Origin of the sequence: Methanofollis formosanus (genome assembly GCF_019633745.1) — an archaeon.
In the GTDB taxonomy this organism is placed as follows: Archaea; Halobacteriota; Methanomicrobia; order Methanomicrobiales; family Methanofollaceae; genus Methanofollis; species Methanofollis formosanus.
Genome location: NZ_CP037968.1, coordinates 2,664,653 through 2,687,000, shown reverse-complemented (window position 1 = coordinate 2,687,000; position 22,348 = coordinate 2,664,653). Strand labels below are relative to the sequence as shown.

The 22,348-nt window shown below is 63.7% G+C and carries 21 protein-coding genes; 3 read left to right on the top strand and 18 right to left on the bottom strand.

The features are described from left to right. Positions 1–34 precede the first annotated feature (34 nt). Positions 35–1,567, top strand: coding sequence for a lectin like domain-containing protein (locus E2N92_RS12295; RefSeq protein WP_220681439.1), 1,533 nt, complete (start codon positions 35–37; stop codon positions 1,565–1,567). A 16-nt stretch (positions 1,568–1,583) separates the two neighbouring features. Here E2N92_RS12295 and E2N92_RS12290 read toward each other — a convergent pair whose 3' ends face one another. From E2N92_RS12290 to E2N92_RS12275, 4 genes are all read right to left on the bottom strand, one after another. Then, positions 1,584–4,325, bottom strand: coding sequence for a hypothetical protein (locus tag E2N92_RS12290; protein ID WP_220681438.1), 2,742 nt, complete (start codon positions 4,323–4,325; stop codon positions 1,584–1,586). Next, positions 4,322–4,657: a hypothetical protein gene (locus E2N92_RS12285; protein WP_220681437.1), complete on the bottom strand. Its 336-nt coding sequence runs from the start codon at positions 4,655–4,657 to the stop codon at positions 4,322–4,324. Before E2N92_RS12285 ends, E2N92_RS12290 begins: the two co-directional genes overlap by 4 nt. Continuing rightward, on the bottom strand, positions 4,654–4,914 hold the full coding sequence (locus E2N92_RS12280; protein WP_220681436.1) for a hypothetical protein: 261 nt from the start codon (positions 4,912–4,914) through the stop codon (positions 4,654–4,656). Before E2N92_RS12280 ends, E2N92_RS12285 begins: the two co-directional genes overlap by 4 nt. A 183-nt stretch (positions 4,915–5,097) precedes the next feature. After that, the gene (locus tag E2N92_RS12275) at positions 5,098–5,676 is read right to left on the bottom strand and encodes a DUF4118 domain-containing protein (protein WP_220681435.1); all 579 of its coding nucleotides are present in this window, start codon (positions 5,674–5,676) and stop codon (positions 5,098–5,100) included. Between the two features lie 362 nt (positions 5,677–6,038). Here E2N92_RS12275 and E2N92_RS12270 point away from each other — a divergent pair, with 362 nt between their 5' ends. Beyond that, positions 6,039–6,755: a potassium channel family protein gene (locus E2N92_RS12270; RefSeq protein ID WP_246589218.1), complete on the top strand. Its 717-nt coding sequence runs from the start codon at positions 6,039–6,041 to the stop codon at positions 6,753–6,755. Positions 6,756–6,851: 96 nt separating this feature from the next. Beyond that, positions 6,852–7,937: an endonuclease NucS domain-containing protein gene (locus E2N92_RS12265; protein WP_220681434.1), complete on the top strand. Its 1,086-nt coding sequence runs from the start codon at positions 6,852–6,854 to the stop codon at positions 7,935–7,937. Between the two features lie 19 nt (positions 7,938–7,956). On the opposite strand, the gene E2N92_RS12260 is transcribed toward E2N92_RS12265, so the two are convergent. The 14 genes from E2N92_RS12260 to argH form a co-directional block, all read right to left on the bottom strand. Beyond that, positions 7,957–9,900: a copper-translocating P-type ATPase gene (locus E2N92_RS12260; protein WP_220681433.1), complete on the bottom strand. Its 1,944-nt coding sequence runs from the start codon at positions 9,898–9,900 to the stop codon at positions 7,957–7,959. Positions 9,901–10,214: 314 nt separating this feature from the next. Beyond that, positions 10,215–10,487: a type II toxin-antitoxin system RelE family toxin gene (locus E2N92_RS12255; RefSeq protein ID WP_220681432.1), complete on the bottom strand. Its 273-nt coding sequence runs from the start codon at positions 10,485–10,487 to the stop codon at positions 10,215–10,217. Further along, positions 10,484–10,729: a DUF7557 family protein gene (locus E2N92_RS12250; RefSeq protein WP_220681431.1), complete on the bottom strand. Its 246-nt coding sequence runs from the start codon at positions 10,727–10,729 to the stop codon at positions 10,484–10,486. Before E2N92_RS12250 ends, E2N92_RS12255 begins: the two co-directional genes overlap by 4 nt. A gap of 389 nt (positions 10,730–11,118) precedes the next feature. Further along, entirely contained in the window at positions 11,119–12,318 is a 1,200-nt protein-coding gene (locus E2N92_RS12245) for a hypothetical protein (RefSeq protein WP_220681430.1), read from the bottom strand. A 340-nt stretch (positions 12,319–12,658) separates the two neighbouring features. Further along, positions 12,659–14,407, bottom strand: a complete 1,749-nt coding sequence (locus E2N92_RS12240) for a DUF2070 family protein (protein ID WP_220681429.1) — start codon at positions 14,405–14,407, stop codon at positions 12,659–12,661. Further along, the gene (locus E2N92_RS12235) at positions 14,404–15,060 is read right to left on the bottom strand and encodes a diphthine--ammonia ligase (protein WP_220681428.1); all 657 of its coding nucleotides are present in this window, start codon (positions 15,058–15,060) and stop codon (positions 14,404–14,406) included. The genes E2N92_RS12240 and E2N92_RS12235 overlap by 4 nt, the downstream gene beginning before the upstream one ends. Positions 15,061–15,066: 6 nt before the next feature. Beyond that, a complete protein-coding gene (locus E2N92_RS12230; RefSeq protein ID WP_220681427.1) occupies positions 15,067–15,951 on the bottom strand; it encodes a carbohydrate kinase family protein in 885 nt (294 codons plus the stop codon). Beyond that, positions 15,948–16,286 carry a DUF555 domain-containing protein gene (locus E2N92_RS12225; protein WP_220681426.1) on the bottom strand — a complete coding sequence of 113 codons (339 nt, stop codon included), beginning with the start codon at positions 16,284–16,286 and terminating at the stop codon, positions 15,948–15,950. Before E2N92_RS12225 ends, E2N92_RS12230 begins: the two co-directional genes overlap by 4 nt. A gap of 21 nt (positions 16,287–16,307) precedes the next feature. Then, positions 16,308–16,838 (bottom strand): nitroreductase family protein, encoded by a 531-nt coding sequence (locus E2N92_RS12220; protein WP_220681425.1) that lies wholly within the window; start codon positions 16,836–16,838, stop codon positions 16,308–16,310. Beyond that, the gene (locus tag E2N92_RS12215) at positions 16,825–17,181 is read right to left on the bottom strand and encodes a hypothetical protein (protein WP_220681424.1); all 357 of its coding nucleotides are present in this window, start codon (positions 17,179–17,181) and stop codon (positions 16,825–16,827) included. The genes E2N92_RS12220 and E2N92_RS12215 overlap by 14 nt, the downstream gene beginning before the upstream one ends. A 53-nt stretch (positions 17,182–17,234) precedes the next feature. Then, positions 17,235–17,546: a DUF5350 family protein gene (locus E2N92_RS12210; protein WP_220681423.1), complete on the bottom strand. Its 312-nt coding sequence runs from the start codon at positions 17,544–17,546 to the stop codon at positions 17,235–17,237. 48 nt (positions 17,547–17,594) lie between these two features. After that, on the bottom strand, positions 17,595–19,424 hold the full coding sequence (gene gatE / locus E2N92_RS12205; protein WP_220681422.1) for a Glu-tRNA(Gln) amidotransferase subunit GatE: 1,830 nt from the start codon (positions 19,422–19,424) through the stop codon (positions 17,595–17,597). After that, the gene (gatD, locus tag E2N92_RS12200; protein ID WP_220681421.1) at positions 19,414–20,652 is read right to left on the bottom strand and encodes a Glu-tRNA(Gln) amidotransferase subunit GatD; all 1,239 of its coding nucleotides are present in this window, start codon (positions 20,650–20,652) and stop codon (positions 19,414–19,416) included. The genes gatE and gatD overlap by 11 nt, the downstream gene beginning before the upstream one ends. After that, entirely contained in the window at positions 20,649–22,130 is a 1,482-nt protein-coding gene (gene argH / locus E2N92_RS12195) for an argininosuccinate lyase (protein ID WP_220681420.1), read from the bottom strand. The genes gatD and argH overlap by 4 nt, the downstream gene beginning before the upstream one ends. Between the last annotated feature and the right edge of the window lie 218 nt (positions 22,131–22,348).

The following is a 22,348-nucleotide window of genomic DNA, read 5'->3' as shown; positions in this document are numbered from 1 at the left end:
AAACTATTAACCCCCCGAAACGTTCCTCGCCTCCATGGACATTCGGATCCTCGCCGCCGTCCTCGTCGGAGCCGTTCTCTTTGTCGGCGTCGCCGTCGTGCAGGCACCGGCCTCGCTGCCTTCGGCCTACGACCTGCGCGACGTGGACGGGAAATGTCTCGTAACGCCGGTCAAAACGCAGGGCGGCACGCTCCCGGACGGCCGGCCTGACATCGGGAACACCGTCGGCGCCTGCTGGGCGTTCGCCGCCTGTGCGGCGTTCGAGAGCAGCCTTCTTCACCAGGAGATCGTATCCGATCCGGCATCGCCCGCCGCGCACCTCTCGGCCTGGCATATGGCGAACTGGAACGGGTACAACCATCCGGTCTACACCTTCAACCCGGACCTCACCCCGAACGGCACCTTCTCTTTTGGCTATACGGAAAGCGAACCCGTAATACGCGGCTGGGGAGGCGACCATCGCTACGCGATCGACTACTTCAGCAGCGGCAGGGGCCCGGTCCTCGAACGCTCCGCCCCGTTCCCGCTCGACGAGATCCAGGAGAGGCAGGTCCTGACACCGCCGCCCGAGCGCCTCCCGGTCTCGTACATGCTCCGCGAGGCGCTCGTCTTCTCCCGCCCCGACTATGCCGCGGACGAGGAGTACCGCACCGCCGTCAAACGTGCCCTCCTGCAGCACGGCGCACTGCTCTCCTACCACTTTGCCGACCCGTCGATCTATCCGGGCCAGAACGAGTCGTCCATCTTCAACCGCACGTCGAACGACTACTACTTCGACGGAACCGGCGACGGCCCCCTGCCGCCGTCCCTCAACCACGCCGTCACGATCGCGGGGTGGGACGACACGAGACAGACTCAGGGAGCGCCCGAGCCCGGAGCCTGGCTGATCAAGAACAGTCACGGCACCGCGTTCGGCGACGAAGGCTACTTCTGGATATCCTACGCCGACGCACTCTTCCTGAAGGGCAACGACTTCGCCGTGGCGCTCGTCGCCGGGAGCGGCGAGGGGTACGACACCGGTAACCGTTACGAGACACACGCCGGAGCGCTCTCCAACGTCTCGACCGAACCCTCCGAGATCGCCTGGGACTATCTCTCCGACGGGTTCGCGGCCGACGGCGGGGAGTCGTGGGCGTGCGCCCGTTTCACCGCGGAGGAGGACGCGGCTCTGCGGGCGGTCGGGTTCATGACCCTGAACCGGAACGAACACCTCACGGTCACCGTCTACGACGGGTGGGACGAGGCCGGGAACCGGCCCGACCCGAACAGGCTTGTTCTCTCCAAAGATCTCTCGGTGCCCGAGCAGGGATACCATCTCGTCGACCTGGACCGGCAGGTCCCCCTGAAGAAAGGCGACGAGTTCGTCATCGCGCTCGGGTTTGCGGCACGGGACGACGCAGCCGAGATCACGGAGCCGCTCGTCTATGTCTCTTCAGCCGACACGCCGCCGGCCAATCGGACCTTCAGGTCGCGGTCCGATCCGGCGGACGGACGGGACGGATGGGAGGACTACGCGGCCCTGCACGACGGCGGCATCTTTTATGTGCAGGGTTTCACGGCCGGGTAGAACGGTGCGTGCGGATTCATCCCACCCCCATCCCTGCGTTCCACGCCTGCACCACCCTCGCATAACACCCCTCGCAGAGCACCACCTGCCTGTCGGCCGAGCGGTGCACCGCCTTCCCCTCGCCACACACATCGCAGCGGCCGAGATCGGTTTTCACCCGCGTGAACTCCCGGCGGTCCAGGACACCAGGGAGCGGCAGGACCTTGTTTGCACGTGTGCACTGGATTGCACCGGGTTGCACTCTGAAAGTGCTACCGAACGGGAGGATTTTGTGGCCCGGTTTCTCGATCGGGACGGTTTTGTCGGGATCATTGTCCTCATGTGCACCAGAACGCCGATCGCACCCACCCTCACCCGGAGACCCCGACCGATCAGGGGTGGTGGGTGCGTCCTCGTTTTGGTGCAATCTAGTACTAGAGGAGAGAGAGATCTCTCTTCTCTCTTTAGAATAAGTACTCCGGGGCCGTTCCTCCGTCCCCCTGCTTTGCACGTTCTCAGTGCAACTTCGGTGCAAACCAGGTGCAAACGTGCTATCGTCGGGGGGGTCGGGGTCGCGGTCGAGCCAGACATGCGCACCTCCGCTCCACCGGCGATATGCCGCCAGGTCGAAGGAATAATGGTGCTCCCGCCGGCGGACCATGGAGCCGTCGATTTCCTCGGAGATGGTGGTGTCCACGAACCCGACCGCCGGGCACTTCTCCAGCAGCCCCGAGTAGGAAGAGCCGCCGTTGTTATACCCCTGGAGTATCCGGCGGGTCTGGTGGTACGAGAGTCCCAGGGCATCCTGGAGCATGCGAACGGTGAAGACGTCCCACCCCATCGCCGCCACCGTCTCCAGGGCGGCGGCCTCGTTCTTCGTCACCTTCGTCTCCTGCCCGCCGGCCTCCCCGTTGATCGCCGCGTAGATCCGCGCCGCCGTCTCGAAGTCCTCCCGGTTTGCCCGGATGCCGCCGTCGAAGTGCTCGCGCCTGAACCGGCGGAGGAGCGCGGAGGCCTTGATGAGGTCGAAGAGCATGCCGGGGTTCCGGCGGTTGGCCGTCACCGAGAACTGCACCCGCTCGGCGTACGGGATGGAGACGTGGACGCGCTCTTCCTTGAGCACCTCCCAGATCACCCGGCAGACCGGGAGGGCCGGGTCTTCGGCGGCGACCTTCTTCTCCCGCGTCTCCGCACGCTTCCGGTATTTGAGCACCCGTTCGTCCTGTTCGAGGGTGTCGTCGATCCAGACAGTGAGCATCCGGTTGAGCACCTGGTCGTCGCCGGGATCTTCGACGCGGGCAAGCCACCAGACGCAGCGTTCGGGAAGGCGGCAGATCTGGAGTTTGCGGTCCGGCGAGACGGTGTGGTGCTCGATGTGGTCCCTGAAGTTTGCCGTCGCCGCCTTGAGCACCTCCTGGAGATCGTCGGAGAGGGAGACGTCGTCGAAGAGGAAGACCGTGCCCGGGTGGAGGTCGTCGTGGTAGTAGAGCGCCTTGTTGCTCACCGTCCCGGCGAGGCGGTAGGCGGCCGGCACCTGCTTGAGCATCGTGGTGCAGGCGTGGCTCTTCCCCTTCCCGGAGTTGCCCGACACGGAGACGTGCAGCCCGTTCGTGTTCTCCACCGACTGCGAGGCGAGGGACATCACCAGGCACTCGGCGACGATGCGGTCGCCGACGTGCTCGCGGGAGAAGGTGTCGAGCATGAAGGCGAGCGGGTCGCCGCGGGTGAGGATCTCCATCGCCTGCTCGCGGTCGGCCTCGTCGGGCGGCGGCGGGATGGGCGGAGGCGCCGACGCCTTCCGCCGCTTCTCGTACATCCTCCGCAGCTCGGGCCACCGCTGCGTCCCGCCGCCGCAGGAGGCGTGGTGGCACCCGGCATAGATCGCACCCGAGGGGAACTGCACGGCGAAGGCGCCGTCACGGTGCGCCCCGCTGAACGGGCAGTCCTCGAGGGCGTAGAGCGTTCCGCCCTGCCAGGGCCGGGTGTTCCGCACGCCAAGGCCGTGCTCGCGGAGCCATGCGCCGAGGTCGATGCCGCTCTTCCCTTTCGGTTGTGCCGGGGCCTCCCGCGGGAGGCGGCCGGCGATCGTTTCGAGGAGGTCGGCGTCGACGACCTCCGGGTGCTCCGGCACCGCGAGGATCTTCGCACGACGGTGCGGTCGTTCGACGGTGTGGTCGCCTTTGCGCGAGGTCGTCCCGTAGAGTTTCCAGATGCGGGCGGCGTTGAAGTTCGCGGTGTCGACGGTCACCACCTCGTCCGAAAACAACGCGTCCAGGGTGGCGAGCACGCCCTTCACCAGGGCGGCGGCCGCCTCGTCGTTCGCGAGATCGATCGCATAGAGCAGATGGGCGCCGTTGCCTGAGTCGGCTTTGATCGGATCGGGAAAGCCCTGCTCCGCGAGCCAGCGGGCGATCGTCTCGGCCCGCTCGATCGCTGCCTCGTGTTCCGCGTCCGTCGCCGACACCCCGCTCGGCCGCACCGGGTCGAGGTCGATGGGCAACCACCGGCGCCTGAGGATGTCGGCGTCGGCGGTGGTGGGATCGCTTCGCGTGAGCCGCATCTTCACGCGGTTTGCCCGCCTCGCGAGGAGCGCCGGGTCGACGACGTTGAGCGTGACGTACGTCCCCTTCACCTCGGGGTCGGCGTCGAGCGCCTCGGCGGCGCTCGCCAACTTCGCAAAGTCGTCGAAGTAGCCGGAGTGGGTGAAGCGGTCGGCGAGCGCCCGCACCTCCACGACGCCGCCCGCCGGGAAGAGGGCGGCAAGGGCCGCTTTGATCACGGGCACCCCTCCGGGACCAGGGGGAAGAGCGGCGCCGAGGCCGCTTCGCCCCGCACCACCCGCTGCACGCTCACCAGCGGCACGATGAAGTGCCCGGCGACCGTGAAGATCTTCACCGACCGTTCGAAGTGGTTCATCGCCGCATGGCCCACGATCAGCGTCTGGCCACCCACCGTCCCGTCCTCGGCCGTCCCGGTCTCATCCATCGTCACCGGCACCACCGTCCCCCCGGCAAGCAGCGCTCTGGTGTCGTCGGCGGCGATCCGGAAATGCCCGCGGCCCACGAAGAGGTGGAGCGTCCCGTCCGGGCCGGGACAGAGCGTGCCGTTCATGCCTCCTCCTCCAGCACCGTCATCCTCACCGTATAGAGATGCATCCCGCTCCGGCGCACGCAGAGTTCGGAGAGCGCCCCGCCGACACGGTTCACCGCTGCCGTCACCACCGGCGGCACCAGGTAGAGCGGCACCGGACCGACAGATTTTACATCTTCCCGCGACGACTGAGAGATGGCAGACCTCCGTGAACCTGTGTTGGAGCAGTCTTCAGTCTGGGGGCTGCCGTCTCGTCTCTTCTGAGATCGTTTTGTCATGGTTTCTGTTCCTCCTGTGCGGCCCGCCGTCTCCGGTGAGGTCGGCGACCCAGCACCGAAGAGAAAATAGACTCGAAACGAGATAATATTGAACAACGCGTGCCGAATGTGAAAAATCGTACTATAAATATACTTCTTTTACCGCAGGAAGCGGGGAGGGGCGGCCCCCCGCCGCCGGGAGGTTCAGGACCGGTGCTCCTCGATGACGCCCTGCTGCAGTTCGCGAAGACTTGCGACGACCTTCTCGGCATGGGCGATCTGTTCCTCGAGAGCCGCCGCGACCGCATCGTTTTCCATCTCGCCGCGCTCGACGCGGCGGCAGATGCCGGCGAGGTCCTCCTGCATGGTGCGGATCGGGCCCTTGATCCTGAGGCGCACCTCCTCGACAAACCCGACCAGGGCCCGGTGTTTCTCTTCGCGTTCCTGGTAATACCGGTCGCTCGACTCGGAGAGCGCCCCAATCACGTACGCGACGATGACGAACATCGCCGCCCGCACGACGGCCGCCGGGTCCAGGACGCCGGTCATCCAGTAGTCCACGCCGATATGGATCAGGCCGAAGACCAGGGCGATGACCGCCGCCTTCCGATAATACCAGATGCCGGTGAGGGCGATCACAAGGTAGAAGATGTGGGTGTACGCCACCGCGGTGTTGAAGTGGATGTGGACCACCACTTCAAGGGCAACCGACAGGGCGATCAGCGCCGCTACGATGACAGGCTTGCCCCACGGGTATTTTCTGTCAATCTCTGAAAAATCCATCTCTGATAACCCCCTGGATTTATGATACGTGTAAACATCCGGGCTATTTCTTGATAAACCCACGCGAACAGATCTCGTCATTCATGATCGTGAATGGTTTTTAAGGGATTTTTGAGAGGTAAAACCGACAGATACTACCATAATCTCTGCGATCGAATTCTTTGGCCCCGGAACGCCGATGCACTCCGAGAAACGAGTCGGAAAACGGCATACCGGATCGGAGAGCCGGGGGGAGCGCGGGAGCGCGGGGACGCCCCCGCTCTGTCGGCCGGGACATGCGCCGGGGCGGTCTTTCAAGACGAAAAGACCACATAACACAAGAGACCAGAAAAATATGGGATACCCCCGGAGGAGAGGAGCCGATGCCGAAGATCGAAGAGAGAGACCGGGCCCTGGCGTACGGGATCCGGCTGCACCGGCGCCTGGTGGGGCACAAATATCTCCTGCTCACCCTGCCCCTCGTCCTCCTCCTCGTGCTGTACCCCTACCTCGAGGAGACCGGCGGCGGGATGCTCGCCCTGAAGATCATCTCATCCGCCACGCTGGTCACGGCGGTCTATGCGGTGAGCGAACGACGCGGCCCGTTGTATTTCGCCATTTTCCTCGCGGTGCCCGCGATCGGGATCGGGTGGTCCGACTACTTCATCCAGGCCCCGGCCCTCGCGCTGGCCGAGGGGCTTTCGTCGATTTTGCTGTACAGTTTCACCACCCTCGCGATCTTTGGATCGATCCTGCGGGGCAGACTGACCGACGACATGATCTTCGGGGCCGTGGCCATCTACCTGCTGATGGGGATCACCTGGGCGAACGCCTACGCGGTGGCGGCGACGGTCAGCCCTGACGCCTTTCTCGTCGGGCACGGCGGCGGGGCGGGCGGGGCCACGGTCTTCTCCGACTTCCTGTACTTCAGTTTCATCACCCTCGCCACCGTCGGCTACGGCGACATCACCCCGCTCCTCGCACCGGTCCGCTCCCTCGCCTACCTGGAGGCGGTGGCGGGCTCGCTCTTCATGGCGGTCTTCATCGCCCGTCTCATCGGGGCGCTCGCCTCGAACCATGGAGGGCGGGATGGGGAATAGGCGGGGCCGGAGACGAAAAAAATCTCCGTTCCCCCGGCATGCCATACGAAGATCAGAAGCCCTATATGAGGACGGCACCGACGTGAGAGTATTCATATGCCGATTGAAGTGTGCCTGTGGAATATTTCCTCTGATCACGTTCAAAAAATTGAATATTCCTCGATCGAATCCGAAAAAAGGCTTGAAGATATCCTCTGCAGCGACCTCTCCGTCCTCGACGACGGCCTGCTGCTGATCGGGAGGCAGGTCCCGACGGGTTCAGGGAAATATATCGACATGCTGGCCATGGACCCGACCGGGAAACTGACGATCATCGAACTGAAAAAGAGCAGGACGCCCAGGGACGTCGTGGCGCAGGTCCTGGACTATGCCTCCTGGGTCGCCGACCTCTCGTACACCGACGTGAAAGCGATCTGCGACCAGTTCCATCAGAAGGACTTCGAATCGCTCTTCGAGGAGACGTTCGGGATCGCCCCTCCCGAAACGGTCAACCAGGAGCACGACATGATGATCGTCTGTTCCGAACTCGACAACGAGACCGAACGCATCCTCACCTATCTCTCGGAGAACTACCATGTCCCGATAAATGCGGTCTTCTTCAGGTTCTTCGCCGACGCCGAGGCGGAGTACCTCTCCCGCAGCTGGCTCATCGACCCGCGTGAGGCGGAGGAACGGTCGGGTCAAGCCCGGACGCCCGCGAAAGCCGAGCCCTGGAACGGCCGGGACTTCGTCGTCAACCTCGACTCCTGCGACGGCGTGTCGACGTGGGAGGACGCCCGGAACTACGGGTTCGTCTCCGCGGGAGGCGGCACCTGGTACAGCAAGACGCTCAGGAACCTCTTTCCCGGCGCCCGCGTCTTTGCCATGGTGCCGGGCAAAGGATACGTGGGGGTGGGGACGGTCCGTGCCGAGAGCGTGCCGATCAGGGAGTTCCGCGTCGTGCACGAAGGGAAAGAGACGGCGATCCTCGATCTGCCCCTCGTCTGCGAAGGGGTCAAGCACGACCCCGACGACCCGGAGCGGTGCGAATATTTCGTCCGGGTGGAATGGTCGAAGACGGTTCCGGAGGACGAGGCGTTCTGGACGAAGGGGCTGAGAGCGAACCAGAACAGCGCCTTCAAACTGAGAAACACGTTCACCCTCGAGAGGCTCGTCGAGCATTTCGGGGTGGAGGAGGGGTGACCGGCGGCGGGCCGCCCCCCTACCCGCGGAGGAGCCGGGCGTTGACCGCCACGATGACGGTGCTCGCGCTCATCAGCACCGCTCCGGCCGCCGGGGTGAGGAGGAGCCCGGAGCCGCTTGCCACGCCGGCGGCGAGCGGGATGGCAACGGCGTTGTAGCCGGTGGCCCAGAAGAGGTTCTGCACCATCTTGGCGTAGGTCTTCTTCGAGAGTTCGACGACCGCCGCGGCGTCGCGGGGGTCGTTTCTGACCAGCACGATATCGGCACTCTCGACGGCGACGTCGGTGCCGGCCCCGATCGCGATCCCGACGTCGGCGGAGACGAGGGCCGGGGCGTCGTTGATCCCGTCGCCGACCATGGCGACGACGTACTGCTTTTTGACCTCCGCGATCCGGTCGGCCTTCTCGTGGGGGAGGACGCCGGCGAAGAACTGGTCCAGCCCCAGGTCTTTTGCCACCCAGGCGGCGACGAACCGGTTGTCGCCGGTGAGCATCATGCAGTGGATCCCCATCGCCTTGAGGCGGGCGACCGCCTCGCGGGACTCCGGGCGCACAATGTCGGCGAGGGCGAGGGCGCCGATCGGGGTTCCGTCCTCGAGGAGGTAGACGACGGTCTTCCCCTGCCGTTGCAGCGCCTCCACCCGCGGGTCGGGCTCCGCGTTGTCCGGGCTTGCCACCTGCAGCCGCCGCCCGGCGACGACCGCCTCCACCCCTCTGCCAGGGACCGCCCTGAACGCTTCGGGAGTTTCGAGGGGCAGGCCACGGTCCCCGGCCTCACGCAGGATGCCTTTTGCGATCGGGTGTTCCGAGCGGGCCTCGAGGGAGGCCGCGAGGCGTAGCACCTCCTCCTCCTCCGTGCCACCGAAGGCGAGGAGATCGGTCACGCCGAACCGCCCTTCGGTCAGGGTCCCGGTCTTGTCGAAGACCACGGCCCCGATATCTTTCGCCCGCTCGAAGGCCTGGCGCTCGCGGATCAAAAACCCGGACTGGGCGGCCAGGGCGGTCGAGACGGCGATGACCAGCGGGACGGCGAGGCCGAGGGCGTGGGGGCAGGTGATCACCATCACGGTCGCCGCCCGTTCGATCGCAAACCCGGCGTCGCCGACGAGGTACACCCACCCGAGGAAGGTCAGCGCCCCGACCGAGAGGGCGATGACGACGAGGTAGAAGGCGGCGCGGTTCGCGAGGTCCTGGGTGCGCGACCTGCTCTCCTGGGCCCGGCGGACCAGGTCGACCACCTGGCTGAGGTAGGTGTCGGCGCCCACCTTCTCCACCTCGACGACGAGCGAGCCTTCGCCGTTGATCGCACCGCCGATGACGGCGTCGCCGGGCCGCCGGGTCACCGGCTGCGACTCGCCGGTGAGCATCGCCTCGTCGACGCTGCTCTCCCCGTCGACGACCACGCCGTCGATGGGGATCTTCTCGCCGGGTTTGACGAGCACCCGGTCGCCGACGCCGAGCGCCTCGACCGTCACCTCCTCGACGCCGCCGTCCCCGAGGCGGTGCGCCTCCTGCGGCATGATCCGCACGAGTTCTTCGAGGGCCCGCGACGCCCCGAGCACCGAGCGCATCTCGATCCAGTGGCCGAGGAGCATGATGTCGATCAGGGTGGCGAGTTCCCAGAAGAAGCCCTCGCCCGGAACGCCGAAGACCACCGCGGCGCTGTAGAAATAGGCGACGGTGATCGCGACGGCGATGAGCGTCATCATGCCGGGCATCCGGGCCTTGAGTTCGTCGACGATCCCGGTGAGGAAGGGGTAGCCGCCGTAGAGGTAGACGACGGTGGCGAGGACGAGGACGATGTAGGCAGCGCCCGGCACCTCGAGGGTGAAGCCGAAGAGCGTCTGGACGGTCGGGGAGAGGAGGAGGATGGGGACGGTGAGGATGGTCGAGACGATGAATCGGCGCTTGAAGTCGGCGAGGGCTGCGTGGTGATCGTGGTGGTGGTGGTGGTCGTGGTCCATCGCTCTTCAGGGCGGGAAGGGTGGTGGGGGTATAAAAGGGGATCGGGATGAGAGAAGGTGGAAGGAGAGGGCTGCTCACGCGGCAGTGCCGCTCTCGCCCGCCCTGCCTACCGGTAGGGTTCGAGGAGCATGATGGAATCTCTGCTTCTCCTGCAGTATCCCTTCTCGACCAGGGAATCGACGGCGAGTTCAATGGCGCCTAAAAAGAAATGGGGCAATGGTCCGATAATGCCGGCCGGGGTTTTAGAACTGCCTGTGATGGTGGGAGATATATCTCATAGTAACCCTGTGATTTTGATTCTGAATTGTAAGGGTCAATAGTTCCGATACACCTTACTCCGGTGCCCCACCTCGATAACATGGATGACCATCACCTCATCCACGATGGTGAGAATGACCCGATAGTCACCGACACGCAACGAATAAAACGGTGGGTTCTGTCCCCCCTGTAACTTCTTCACATGCCTCCCGGGGTCTGTTTCCCCGGCGAGCGAGGCCAGTTCTTCACCGATCTTGAGGGCATATGCTTTCGGGATGTGCTTGATACTCCGTCGGGCCGTCGCTGAGAAGAGGACGCGATACCTCATTCTTCTTTCAGCTCCGACATCACCTGCTCCAGGGTATAGACCCGGCCCATCTTGAGATCCTCAAGGGATGCTTCCATGGCCTTGATGGTCTCGTCACTGAGCGGTTCGTCGTCGACGGCCATATCCACGAGTCGCCCGATCACGTCAGTGTAGGATTCCCGCGGGTGGATCTTCAGTTTGTCGAGCCGCTCCTTCAGGGGGACCCTGATCTTGATGGTGGTGGTGACAGTAGCCCCAGACATACCAGGGTATATGTCGGTATACGACATGAAGGTGATGGTCCTTTCATGATCTCCGGGTGACCGGGGAGTCCTTCCGATCAAGTACCCATCACGTACGAAATCGAGAGGAGAATGCCGGCGACATCTCGAGATCTCCCATCGGTGCCGGGATCGATCCGCCGTGCAGGCGCTCTGAAGAGATGCCCATCAAGTACGCTGGGTGCCCCGAGGTTCTTCCGCACAAAGATGGGCGATGAGGTGGCACGTCTTTCAGGATCTTTTTTTCAGCCTCCCCACCCCTATCGCCATCCCGGGGGTCCGGGGGCAGCGCCCCCGGCGCGAACCTGGAGGACAGTGGCTGAATCATACTTGAAACAAGAAATGGTGAGGTTTTTACAAAGCCAAATGAGTTATTTTTCAGAGGGATCAATATCGATATTCAATAAAATATCAAAAAATGAGAAGATACAATCAATTGCGTAATTTGTAAGATAATCCCCAAATCCTTCCTTGTGATTCCTTCTATATGATGTCTCAAAATTCAGGTTCGAATAACTGGCCACAGATTCATCAAAAAAAGTGACATTTGAAAGTGCGAATATTCGAATTTCATCCAGATCTAAATTCTTAACCTCTTCGATGAATTCCTTATGCTTTTGATCCATATAATCTTCATAAAACTTCTTTAAATCAGATTTCTCCTTTTCATTTAATTTAAGATGGGCATAATCGTCTAAATAGCCAAAAGTCGTTATGGAATTCATTGAGAGAGGTGAAGACAAGGAAAATAAATTCAAATTAAGGCGATCTCTTCGCCCATTGCTTTCGTTTATACGCCTACTCTGTTTTAGATATTCAGCAAGGACATCTTCATCATTACGGAGAAAGTTCTGTATTTTTTTAGCAGTAGAATTTGAATTTTTATTCTCTTCCAAGAAGTCCACGAAATCAAGTGGTCTAATATTTTGAAGACATTGGCTAAGGAATCTATTGATCGAATTCCCAATCTTCTTTGATACATTATCCTGATAGTAGAGGATATAGAGTTGAAATAACCCGGAGATTATTCCAATTAATGTCATTACAGAAATGAACTGGCCCAAATCAAAATTATTTGAAAGTTGTATCCACGAATTAAATGGAAAATGAATGTACTTCACAAAAGTATATGCCACAAAGAGGTACGTATTCCAGAAAATGACCACAATAAAAACATCGTTCAAAATATTGAAGAAAAAATTCCGTATAATTACTACAATGAAAGTAAGAATTCCAATTTTTGGGAAATAGTTGCGCTTTTCATGGCTATCTCCATCTTCTACCCTCCAAGAATAATTTTTCACATATTGTATCCCATTTAGAACTAGGTATGGCTTAATTATAACATAAGACAAAAAAATGCCGATTAGATATACAACGATCCTCGAATACAAATTCGTAAATAGGGGCAAGAAACACTCAAAAGTCAACAATATGCCCAAATTTGCAAGAAAAAGGGAAATAAATGGAATAGATTTTATTATATTTGATATCGTTCTGTTTTTTAAAAATGAACTAATTCTGAAATCAGTAAGGTCACTTTTTTTCAAAACATCCTCATATGAAACCATTAATGCTCTCTCATCTATATTCTAAATTAATCAAGAAAATATATTTTTTCATTCTAATCGATCACTTCCAATCGTTTTTCAGTCTTGATAACGTCTGTGCTCTGTTTTGTCTGCTATGCTCAAGAATCTCTGCTCATCAGCATCAATCAGCCCCATATACCCCGCCGCTACCTGACACCACAGGTAGAGGGATAGACACACGCCCTAATTCTCCTCCTCATTTCCTAACCTGACAAAGGATGCTGAACAGGCCATCTTCGAGAGGACTCCGGGGCGAATACGGTGAAAGACACAGGGGCGTCCACCCCCCCAAAAAAACCAGAGGTGCCCCAAGGCACCTCTAAACAATCACCACATACGCGAGCACCGACAGCAAAAACGCCACCAGCAGCACCGCCAGGGAGAGCGGCGGGATGAAGACGAGCATCGCGTTCACCGTGCTCGCGAGTTCCGAGATCCGGTTGGAGCCAAAGACCAGGACATCCTCGCAGGCGGCCGAGGCCGAGGCCACCTCCGCATCGCCGAGGTCGGCGAGCGCCTCCTCCACCGCCTGCTTCGCGAAACCCGCCAGGATGTCGGGGCTCACGTGGAGGCCGACCGGGTTCTTGCCGGTGACGGTGTTGACGACGTGCGAGTCCGAGGTCATCACCTCGCACTCGTCGACGAGACCGCGGACCGCCTTGAGCACCTCAGGCCGGAGGTCGGTGACCATGTTGTTGCCGTCGAAGAGGACATAGGCCGTCCGCTGCCCCGCGGTCTCGACGACCAGCGCCTGCACCCCGAGGTCGCCGATCCCCTCCTCGCGGCTGAACGGGAGGGGCACGCGGGCCGCCCCGGCGCGGAAGGCGTGCACCGCCCCGCCGGCCGAGTCGGAGATGCAGCGCTCGGCCACGGCGAGATACTCGTTGCCTTCCTTCGAGGCGATGTGCACCGGCGAAGCGACGTCGGCCATGCAGTTGTGGGCGTCGACGAAGGCGCAGTGCGCAAAGCACCGGTGCGCCTCGGCCATCACCGCCATCCCGATCGCGAAGTCGACGTCCTCGGTCTTCTGCGGCCAGCGCGTCGAGACCATCAGGAGGGCGTCGCCCATCGGCTGCGCGAGCACCTCCACCGACCCCACGCGGGTGCGGCGGGACGGCCCCGCGAGCGGGGAGTAGGCAAGCCCTTCGAGCGAGTCCTGCACCGCCGCGACGACCTTCTCGCTCTCCGACGCCGAGACCAGGTTGAAATCGTGCGTCGAACACCCGTGGGCGGTGAGCACCTCCTCAGGGAAGGCCTCGTAGACCGCCCGCGTCAGGTTGCCGCCGCCGATCTCCCCCATCGGGCCGGGATGGACGTTCGGGACCGTGAAGAGGATGTCACGCGTTCCGTCCCGCCGGAAGGCAAGACTCACCTGCGGGACCGAGACCTCCTCCCCGATATCCCGGAAGAAGTCCTCCATGCTCTTCGAGCCGTCGGTCATATGCTCGATGAAGGTGTTGATGAAGTTGAAGGCGCTGATATGGAAGCCCTTGTTCAGCGGCCGCTCCACAAACCAGACGAAGAGCACGCACCCGAACCCGAAGACCAGGTGAAGGACCACGCCCAGGAGCAGGTACTCCTGCCCGAACGAGAGCGTGGCAAAGACCACGCCGAAGGCGCTCTGCGGCAGGGCCGGCATCACCACATGGGAGAGACGGTAGTCGGCGATGGCCGCGATGACCAGCAGACGCAGCCCGAAGACCAGGCCCATCGCGATGGCGAACGTCAGCGGCAACAGGGCGCTCTGTCCCAGGATCACCGAGAAGAGCGTGACGATCACCGCAAAGACCGTGCCCGCCGCCGCCAGCAGGGCCGAACGGTTCCAGGTGATCACCTTGCCCCGCTCCATCAGGAGCGGTTTGGTGAGAAACGTTGCGAGCACCGCCGGCACCGTGAAGCACAGGGTGCCGAAGAATGGATAGGTGTCGCCTGACCGCAGACTCACCCCGTCGATGAGCAGACCGAGGGCGACGATGATCGCAAGAGACCGCGGCCAGGACGGCGCGGTGAAAATGTACCGGGCGAGCCCGGCCATCCTGACATCGCTTCCATCGGCCCGTTCGTTCATGCGAATCCCTTGAGGAGCAGTTCGTGCCGGTCGCCGACCGACCGCCGCTCGGCCGAAGCGTAGGTGAGCGGCCTGGAGAAGAAGGGGGCGTCGAGGGTGAGGCTCTCGTATTCACCCCCCTCGCCCGCCGGGTTGATCCGGTAGCGCCGCTCAAGATCCAGAAGGCGCTCCACCGTCGCATCGTCGATATGCGCCCCCAGGAACTCTTCGGTCAGGCCCTCGGCAGCACAGACGACGATGATCGCATCGAGGCGGGCCGCCACCTCGCGGAGGAGGGCGGCATAGTCCATATGCCAGAGCGGGGCATAGAGCTGCATCCCGAGCCGGCCCGCGATCGCCTCCAGGCGTGAACGCTGGTACGTCGAGGCCACCGCCCCGGTGACGATCCCGTCGAGCCCGAGGGCGGCGAGGCCCTCCTCCATCTCGACGATCTCCTCCTCCTTCTTCCCGGCCGACGGGATCTCGTGATACTCCATCCCGGCGACTTCGGCCATCACCCTGACCGCGTCCAGGTTGGCCGAATGGAACATATACGAATGCGGGTTCTCGGGCCTGACCGTCACCAGGGCCGAGACCTCGATCCCGGCGTCGATCGCCCGCTGCACGGCAAGGACCGAGTCCTTGCCGCCGGATGTCAATGCCGCCCATGTCATCTCTTTTCACCTCTTCACAATCGGTCCGAAATGCTCCTCATGCCGCCGGGCCAGCCGCTCCCAGGTCGGGAGGTTGGTCTGGCACCCGACCTTCTCCACCGCGAAGGAGGCCGCCGTCGTCCCGACGGTGCAGCAGCGCACCGGCTCGTAGCCGCGAGCGTAGGCGGTCAGGAACCCGGCCCTGAAGGCATCGCCCGCTCCCGTCGGGTCGGCCGCTTCGACGCGGATCGCCGGGACCTGCTTCTCCTCGCCGTCGACGCAGAGCATGCACCCCCGCGAGTCCATCGTGAAGACCGCGAGGTCCACCATGGCCGCCAGGTCGTGCACCGTCGTCCCGATCGTCTCGGCCATCTGCTTTGCCTCGTGCCGGTTCGCGAAGAGGATGTTGATGTTCTCAAGGATCGCCTCGAACTGCTCCTTCGTGTACCGGTGGATGTCCTGGCCGGGATCGAAGGAGGCGAACTCGCTCCTCTCCGCGACCTGCACGTTGAAGGACGGGTCGGCGGTCGCCATATGCACGAACTCCAGGGCCGGGGCCTCGGCCTCCGCGAAGATCGCCGAGGCGCCCCAGTCGAAGTAGGTGATCTGGTCGCCGCCGACGTCGTTGAACATGAAGGCCGTCGCCGTCGGGCGGTCGGGCACCTCGAAGAACCGGCGCCCGACCCCGAGTTCGTCCAGCTTCTGCTCGTAGACGCTGCCCGGAAAGTCCGAGCCGACCGCACTGACCAGTTCGCAGGGTTCGCCCAGCGTCGCGATCCCCACGGCGATGTTCGCCGCCCCGCCGCCAAAAAAGATCTGGTGGTCCAGGGTGGAGACCGAGGTGTGCCGCTCAGGGAAATAGGGCACCGTGCAGATGTGGTCGATGGCCGTGTGCCCGACGACGCTGATCATATCTCCTGCACATCCGTGACTTTGAGAGGCACGGTGCGCAGCGCCCTGCCGACGACCGACTTCGCGATCCGCTGCGCATGCTCCGGCGACTCGGCGTTGAAGACCTTCATCGAGAGCATGAGCCCGACCAGGGCGGTGTTCGCAACGACCAGTGCACAGTTCAGGTCTTCTTCACAGAACGGGCACTGGCTGTACCCGCTCTCGATCTCGACAAACTTTGCCGAGGGGTTGAGGCGTTTGCCCGCCTCGCTGATCGCGATTCCCACGGCGTCGTCCAGGGACTTGACGTCCTTGACGACCCATGCTGACTCGAGGGTGACAAGATAGTTGGTCATGAATCTCACATTCCGAAATGGTTACCAGGTCTCTCGGTGAACATGCTCGCCCACCGGCATCCGGTCGGTCCGGGCGGCCGGCACCTCGCCCCTGCCGACGGCAAGGAGGGCCACCGGACGGATGTGCGGCGGGACGTTGAGGACTTCTCTGACGTTTTCCTCTTCAAAGGCGCCCGTCCAGCAGGCGTGAAGCCTGAGGGCATGGGCGGCGAGCATCATATAGGTACAGGCAATGGTTGCGTCCTCGAGGGCATAAAGGATGCCCCGGTCCCCGTAGCGCGACATCGACCTGACATAGTTGGCGCAGACGACGAAGACGACCGGGGCGTTTCTGATATGCGCCTGGTCGAAGGCGGCCTCCGCGAGGGCCTCCCGCTGGTCTTCGGCCCGCACCACGACGACGTCCCAGGCCTCGCGGTTGCCGGCGCTCGGCGCCGTGGTCGCGGCCCTGATGATGAAGTCGGTCTCCTCCCCGGTCACCTCCTCGTCAGGGGCGTAGTCCCTGACCGTCTGGCGGCTCTCGAGGAACGAGAGAAACTCAGAGGAGTCCATGACCGGCGAGCGCCTCCCAGGACTCCTGGGCCACCGTCGTCGACGCCGAGACGGCCTCGGCGATCTTCTCGACGGCCTCCTCGAAGTTCAGTCCTTCGGCCGCGGCGATCGCGGCGTCCATGGCCTCGAGGGCCTTCCTGAACCCGTCGTGCCCGCTGCTCCCGTGAGCGAAGGCGATCTCAGACCTGACGCCTTCGAGCACCATCAAGAGCATCCGCTTCCCGCCCATCCTCTCGCCGCTCGGGAAACCCGGCATGCTTGCAACGAGTCTCGAGGCCAGAATAAGTTCGGATTTGGCTCTTTCGCCGTACTGGTAGTTCAAAACGGCAGTCTTTGGATCCATACAATGAATGGACGCCTGAGATATAAAAGATAATTTGGGGGTGGGAGCAGGTATCACCTGGACTTCTGCTTCACGCCCATTGCGGTCGCCTTGGAGCGGATCATCCGCCGGCGGACGCGCTGGTCGTTCATTTCCTGGCCGCCGCGACCACCGCGACCACCGCGACGAGCACCGCCACGGCCGCCGCGACCGCCACGGCCCTGCTGGCGCTCGGCCTGGATTGCGATCTTCTTCAGGGTTGCCGACGCCTTAAAGCGCTGGTTCGGCCCCGGCTTCTTCTGGGTTGCCTCTTGTGCCCGGACCAGGCGGATCTTGCCTCTGACATTCTTCACCTGGGCCCAGGTCGTGGTTCCTGTTTTTCCCATAATCAGACTCCCTATATATTTACTCAATACGTGGTTTAAAGATGTTGCTCAGATCACCCGCGAGATCTCGGCCCGCAGCGCCTCGCTCACCTTCTTGCCGTCGACTTTTCCGCGGACCTCTTCCATCACGACGCCCATCAGCGGCCCGAGGGCCCGCATCTGTTTGTCCTGGACGAACTCGATCCGGTCGGCGACGATCTTCGCGACGATCGCGGCCAGGTCTTCGGCCGAGACCCCGCCGGCGTGCTCCTCGACCGCTTCTGCCGCCGGCGTCCCGCCTGCGACCTCGGTGAGCAGGTCGGGGACCGCTTCTTTGGCGACCTCGCCCGCCTCGACGGCGGCGAGGACGGTCAGGACGTCCTGGTCGGCGACCGCCTCGACGGCCACGCCGGCCCTGGAGAGTTCCTTGAGGGTGCCGAGCACCGTCCGCGCCGCGAGGTTGGGCCTGATCCCGGCCTGCACCGCCGCCCTGAAGAGCGGGAGGTGCTCGGAGTAGGCGGCCTGCCTGGCCACCGCGGGGTCGAGGCCGAGTTCCTCTTCCATCCGGCGTGCCAGGTCGGAGAGGAGTTCTGGCACCTCGACGGCCGACCAGCGTTCGTCGGTGATCGTCACCGGGAGGACGTCGGTCTCCGGATACATCCTGGCGGCGCCTGGGAGGGGACGCATGTAGGCGGTGTTCCCCTCGTCGAGCATCTTCCTGGTCTCCTCGGGCACGCCTTCGAGGGCGAGGCGGGCGCGGTGGCGGACCTGCTTCGCGCCGCAGGCGGCCTTCTCCACGCTGCCTGAGATGAGGATGACCGCGTCCCCATCGGCGGCGCCGAGGTGCGCGCGGAGCATGGCGACCTCCTCGGCGGTGACGCCGTAGGCCGGGAGTTCGTCGGTGTGGAAGATCCCGCCCAGCCCGCACTTCTTCACGTAGTCGGAGATCTCGGTGCCGAGCCTCCGGCCGGGCTGGACCTCGCGACCGACCAGGCCGGCGAAGCCCGGCAGGACGACGGCGAGAATCGACTTCGCCCGTTTGAGGATGGAGGAGTTCGTCTCCGCGAAGAGGGCGGTGACGTCGTGGGTCTCCTCGCCGACCGAGGCGTTGCGGGCGCGGAGTTCGTCGCGGATGGCGAGGAGGTTCACCTGCCGCGTCACCTCGCGGCGGACCACCTCGGCGATGAGGTCGAGTTCCTGCACGCCCTTGATCTCGACGCGGGCGCCGTCTTTGATCGAGACGTTGACGTCCTGGCGGATCGTCCCCAGGCCGCGCTTCACCCGGCCGGTGGACCTGAGCACCATCCCGATGTGGCGGGCCGTCTCCTGGACCGCCTCGGGGGTGTGCATGCAGGGCGAGGTGGTGATCTCGACGAGCGGGATGCCCAGGCGGTCGAGGGAGAAGGTGCCGTCCACGACGCGCTGGGCCGCCTCCTCTTCGAGACAGATGGTCTCGACCTCGCCGTCGCCGGGCAGGACGCCGGCAAGCGCCACCATCGCCGTCCGCTGGAACCCGCTGGTGTTCGAGCCGTCGATGACGAGTTTGCGCATGGTGTGCACCTGTTCGACCGGGTGCATCTCGAAGGTCTTGGCGACCTGGAGGGCGATCTCGAGGGCCTCCTGGTTCATCGGGGCCGGGGGTTCCTCGTCGTTCTCCACCAGACAGGTGGTGTCGTAGGCGAAGTAGCGGAACTGCCGGCGGTTCATCATCTCTTCGGCCGCCGCCCGATCGACCTCGCCCATCTCGGAGACCGTCGCGTGGAGGTACCGGACGAACTCGCCGGTGTGCTCCTCGGTCTCCCGGAGCGTGGTGGGGCAGTGGCAGAAGAGTTTCTCTTTGGTGTCGAGCTGCTGGTGGATCTCGATCCCGGCCATGAGCCCGAGCGCCTTAAAGTCCATAGTCTGACCTCCTTTTGATCTCGCCTTTGAGGTCGGTGGCCATCAGCCTCCGGGCCTCCTCGGTGTCGTCAACATTGCCCAGCACCCACATCAGTTTGGTGAGCGCGGTCTCGGGGAGCATGTCCTCGCCCTCGACGACGCCTGCGGCGAGGAGGTCGCGGCCGGTGTCGTAGACCCGGTCGCAGACCCGGCCGTGGAGGCACTGCGAGGTCATGACGACGGTGGTCCCGGCGTCGACCATCTCGCGGAGGGCGCCGATGCACCCTGAACTCACATGACCCAGGCCGGTGCCGGCGATGACCAGGCCTTTGAAATCTTCGTAGACCCGGACGGCCTCCTCGGGCATGCCGGGATAGAAGTACAGGAGCCCGCAGCGTTCCTCGAGGTCGGCGTGCAGCGCCGGTTCGGTCTCGCCCCGGCGGACCGCCTCGGGGGAGAGGTCGACCTTGAGCGAGGGGTAGGCGACGGTGGCGACCGGCGCCATCTCGTGGCTCTGGAAGGCGTCGCGGCGGGAGGTGTGCATCTTTCTCACTCTCGTCCCGCGGTGGACGGCGCAGAGGTCGTCGTCGGTGGTGGCGTGCATCGCCACCGCCACCTCGCCCAGGTCGCTCCGTGCGGCGGCGGCCGCACACATGGCGTTCATCACGTTGTCGCTGCTCGGGCGGTCGGCCGACCGCTGCGACCCGACGAAGACGACCGGGGCCGGGGTGTCGAGCATGAAGGAGAGGGCCGAGGCCGAGTAGGCCAGGGTGTCGGTGCCGTGGGTGACGATGACGCCTTTCGCCCCGTCGCTGACGGCGGCGTGCGCCGCCCTGGCCAGGGCCTGCCAGGTGGACGGGGTCATGTTCTCGGAGAGGATGGTGGCGAGCACCTCGGCGCGGTATCGCGCGACCGTGGTGAGGCCGGGCACCGCCCTGAGGATGTCGTCGGCGGTGAACTGGCTGGTGACGGCGCCGGTGCGGTAGTCGATCTTGGAGGCGATGGTGCCGCCGGTGGAGATGATCGCGAGTTCTGGCAGGTTCTCGTCCTGCGTCACCGTCGGGACCGCGGGGGCGGGCTGGTCGCCGGCACGCCGCACCAGGGTGCAGGTCTCATGGTCCACGCCGATGTTGTAGCCGCTCTTCAGTTTGAGGACCGCCATGCCGTCGCGGTCGGTGATATAGATCCCTTCCACCGGGTGGCCCCGGGCGGAGGCGGCGACGATGTCGCCGGTCATATAGGTACTCATGCTTCTGCGAGCCTCCTGGCTTCGTCGACCAGGCGGGCGAGGGCCGTCTCGATGGCTTTCGCCAGCCCGGCGGTCGCGGCCTCGTCGGCCGCAAGGTCTGTGTTCCGTGCCGCCACGGCCCGCGCCGTCTCGTCGGGTGCCGGGCCGCCGATGGCGTTGCGTTCGGCGACGCTGATCGCCGGATCGAGGGCGGCGGCCACCCGTTCGGCGGTGAGGCCCCGCTCGGTGAGCGAGAGCCCGGCGACCTCCTCGGCCGCCGCTTCCAGGGTGGCGAGGTCGAGGGCGCCCTGTTTCACGGCGCGGCCGACGACCGAGTGCGCCGTCCTGAAGGGCAGACCGTACTCGCGGACCAGGACGTCGGCGAGTTCGGTCGCGGTCGAGAAGCCGCGGTCAGACTCCGCGGCCATCCGGTCGGTATCGAAGGTCGCGGTGGAGAGCATCCCGGCCAGGACGACCAGACTCTCGCGCGCGGCGGCGACGCCCCGCCAGAGGTGGGGGGTGAGTTCCTGGAGGTCGCGGTTGTAGCTCATCGGGAGCCCTTTCGTGATGGTCGTCGCCCCGGCGAGCGCCCCGGCGACGGTCCCGGCCTTTGCCCGCATGATCTCGGCGGTGTCCGGGTTCTTCTTCTGGGGCATGATCGAACTGGTGGAGGAGTAACCGTCGGCGAGCTGCACGAACCGGACGAAGGCACTCGACCAGACGACCATCTCCTCGCAGAGACGGCTCGCGTTGGTCATCATCACGGTGCAGGCCGAGAGGCTTTCGAGGGCGAAGTCGCGGGTGGCGACGGCGTCCATCGAGTTGCCCATCGGCCGCTCGAACCCGAGGAGGCCGGCGGTCATCGCCCGGTCGATGGGGTATCCGGTGGAGGCGAAGGCCGCCGCACCGAGGGGACACTCGTTCACCCGGCCGTAGGCGTCGGCGAGCCGCCCGAAGTCCCGCCCGAAGGCCGCCTCGTAGGCGAGGAGGTGGTGAGCGAGGGTGGTCGGCTGGGCGTGCTGGAGGTGCGTGAAGCCCGGCATGATCGTCTCGCGGTGCGCCGCGGCCAGGTCGAGCAGCACCCGTCTGAGGTCGCAGACCGCCGCCATACACCCGAGCAGTTCTTCGCGCAGGCGCATCCTGATGCAGGTCGCCACCTCGTCGTTCCTGGACCGGCCCATGTGCAGGCGGCCGCCGAACTCCTCGCCGACGCGGGCGATGAGCGCCGCCTCTTTCCCGGCGTGGATGTCCTCAAAACATTCGTCGTAGGCCTCTTCGGGGACGCCGTCCTCGTGGAACGAAAGCAGCGCGCCCATCAGCGCCCTGGCCGCGTCCTCCCCGATGATCTCCTTCTCCCGGAGCATCAGGAGGTGGGCCATGTCCACCTGGATATCCATCTCGGCGATCCAGTGATCGGCCGTCATCGAGGAGAGGAAGTGCATTACCTCGCCGGTACGGTCGTCACTGAGTCTGCCTCGCCGCAGCAGATCACGATGCATGGTGGTGTACCTTGCGGCCCGAGAGGAAATGAACTTGTGGGGACGGCGGGAGGGAGGAGGGGAGCAGGAGAGGGAAAAAATCCGGTGTGTGCCGGGGATGAGGCGGGGGCGGAGTGGCGGATCAGGTGAGTGTGCTCATGGGCTCTGCCGGGGGGAACCCCGGCATTCGAAGACTCCGTCTTCTCGAACTCACGAACGCTCGTTCCCCCCACGACGGC

Bases quoted from the DNA above. Each gene is read 5' to 3' on its own strand.
- E2N92_RS12295 (WP_220681439.1), top strand. From the start codon at position 35: ATGGACATTCGGATCCTCGCCGCCGTCCTCGTCGGAGCCGTTCTCTTT.
- E2N92_RS12285 (WP_220681437.1), bottom strand. From the start codon at position 4,657: ATGAACGGCACGCTCTGTCCCGGCCCGGACGGGACGCTCCACCTCTTC.
- E2N92_RS12280 (WP_220681436.1), bottom strand. From the start codon at position 4,914: ATGACAAAACGATCTCAGAAGAGACGAGACGGCAGCCCCCAGACTGAA.
- E2N92_RS12275 (WP_220681435.1), bottom strand. From the start codon at position 5,676: ATGGATTTTTCAGAGATTGACAGAAAATACCCGTGGGGCAAGCCTGTC.
- E2N92_RS12270 (WP_246589218.1), top strand. From the start codon at position 6,039: ATGCCGAAGATCGAAGAGAGAGACCGGGCCCTGGCGTACGGGATCCGG.
- E2N92_RS12265 (WP_220681434.1), top strand. From the start codon at position 6,852: ATGCCGATTGAAGTGTGCCTGTGGAATATTTCCTCTGATCACGTTCAA.
- E2N92_RS12260 (WP_220681433.1), bottom strand. From the start codon at position 9,900: ATGGACCACGACCACCACCACCACCACGATCACCACGCAGCCCTCGCC.
- E2N92_RS12255 (WP_220681432.1), bottom strand. From the start codon at position 10,487: ATGAGGTATCGCGTCCTCTTCTCAGCGACGGCCCGACGGAGTATCAAG.
- E2N92_RS12250 (WP_220681431.1), bottom strand. From the start codon at position 10,729: ATGTCTGGGGCTACTGTCACCACCACCATCAAGATCAGGGTCCCCCTG.
- E2N92_RS12245 (WP_220681430.1), bottom strand. From the start codon at position 12,318: ATGGTTTCATATGAGGATGTTTTGAAAAAAAGTGACCTTACTGATTTC.
- E2N92_RS12240 (WP_220681429.1), bottom strand. From the start codon at position 14,407: ATGAACGAACGGGCCGATGGAAGCGATGTCAGGATGGCCGGGCTCGCC.
- E2N92_RS12235 (WP_220681428.1), bottom strand. From the start codon at position 15,060: ATGACATGGGCGGCATTGACATCCGGCGGCAAGGACTCGGTCCTTGCC.
- E2N92_RS12230 (WP_220681427.1), bottom strand. From the start codon at position 15,951: ATGATCAGCGTCGTCGGGCACACGGCCATCGACCACATCTGCACGGTG.
- E2N92_RS12225 (WP_220681426.1), bottom strand. From the start codon at position 16,286: ATGACCAACTATCTTGTCACCCTCGAGTCAGCATGGGTCGTCAAGGAC.
- E2N92_RS12220 (WP_220681425.1), bottom strand. From the start codon at position 16,838: ATGGACTCCTCTGAGTTTCTCTCGTTCCTCGAGAGCCGCCAGACGGTC.
- E2N92_RS12215 (WP_220681424.1), bottom strand. From the start codon at position 17,181: ATGGATCCAAAGACTGCCGTTTTGAACTACCAGTACGGCGAAAGAGCC.
- E2N92_RS12210 (WP_220681423.1), bottom strand. From the start codon at position 17,546: ATGGGAAAAACAGGAACCACGACCTGGGCCCAGGTGAAGAATGTCAGA.
- gatE (WP_220681422.1), bottom strand. From the start codon at position 19,424: ATGGACTTTAAGGCGCTCGGGCTCATGGCCGGGATCGAGATCCACCAG.
- gatD (WP_220681421.1), bottom strand. From the start codon at position 20,652: ATGAGTACCTATATGACCGGCGACATCGTCGCCGCCTCCGCCCGGGGC.
- argH (WP_220681420.1), bottom strand. From the start codon at position 22,130: ATGCATCGTGATCTGCTGCGGCGAGGCAGACTCAGTGACGACCGTACC.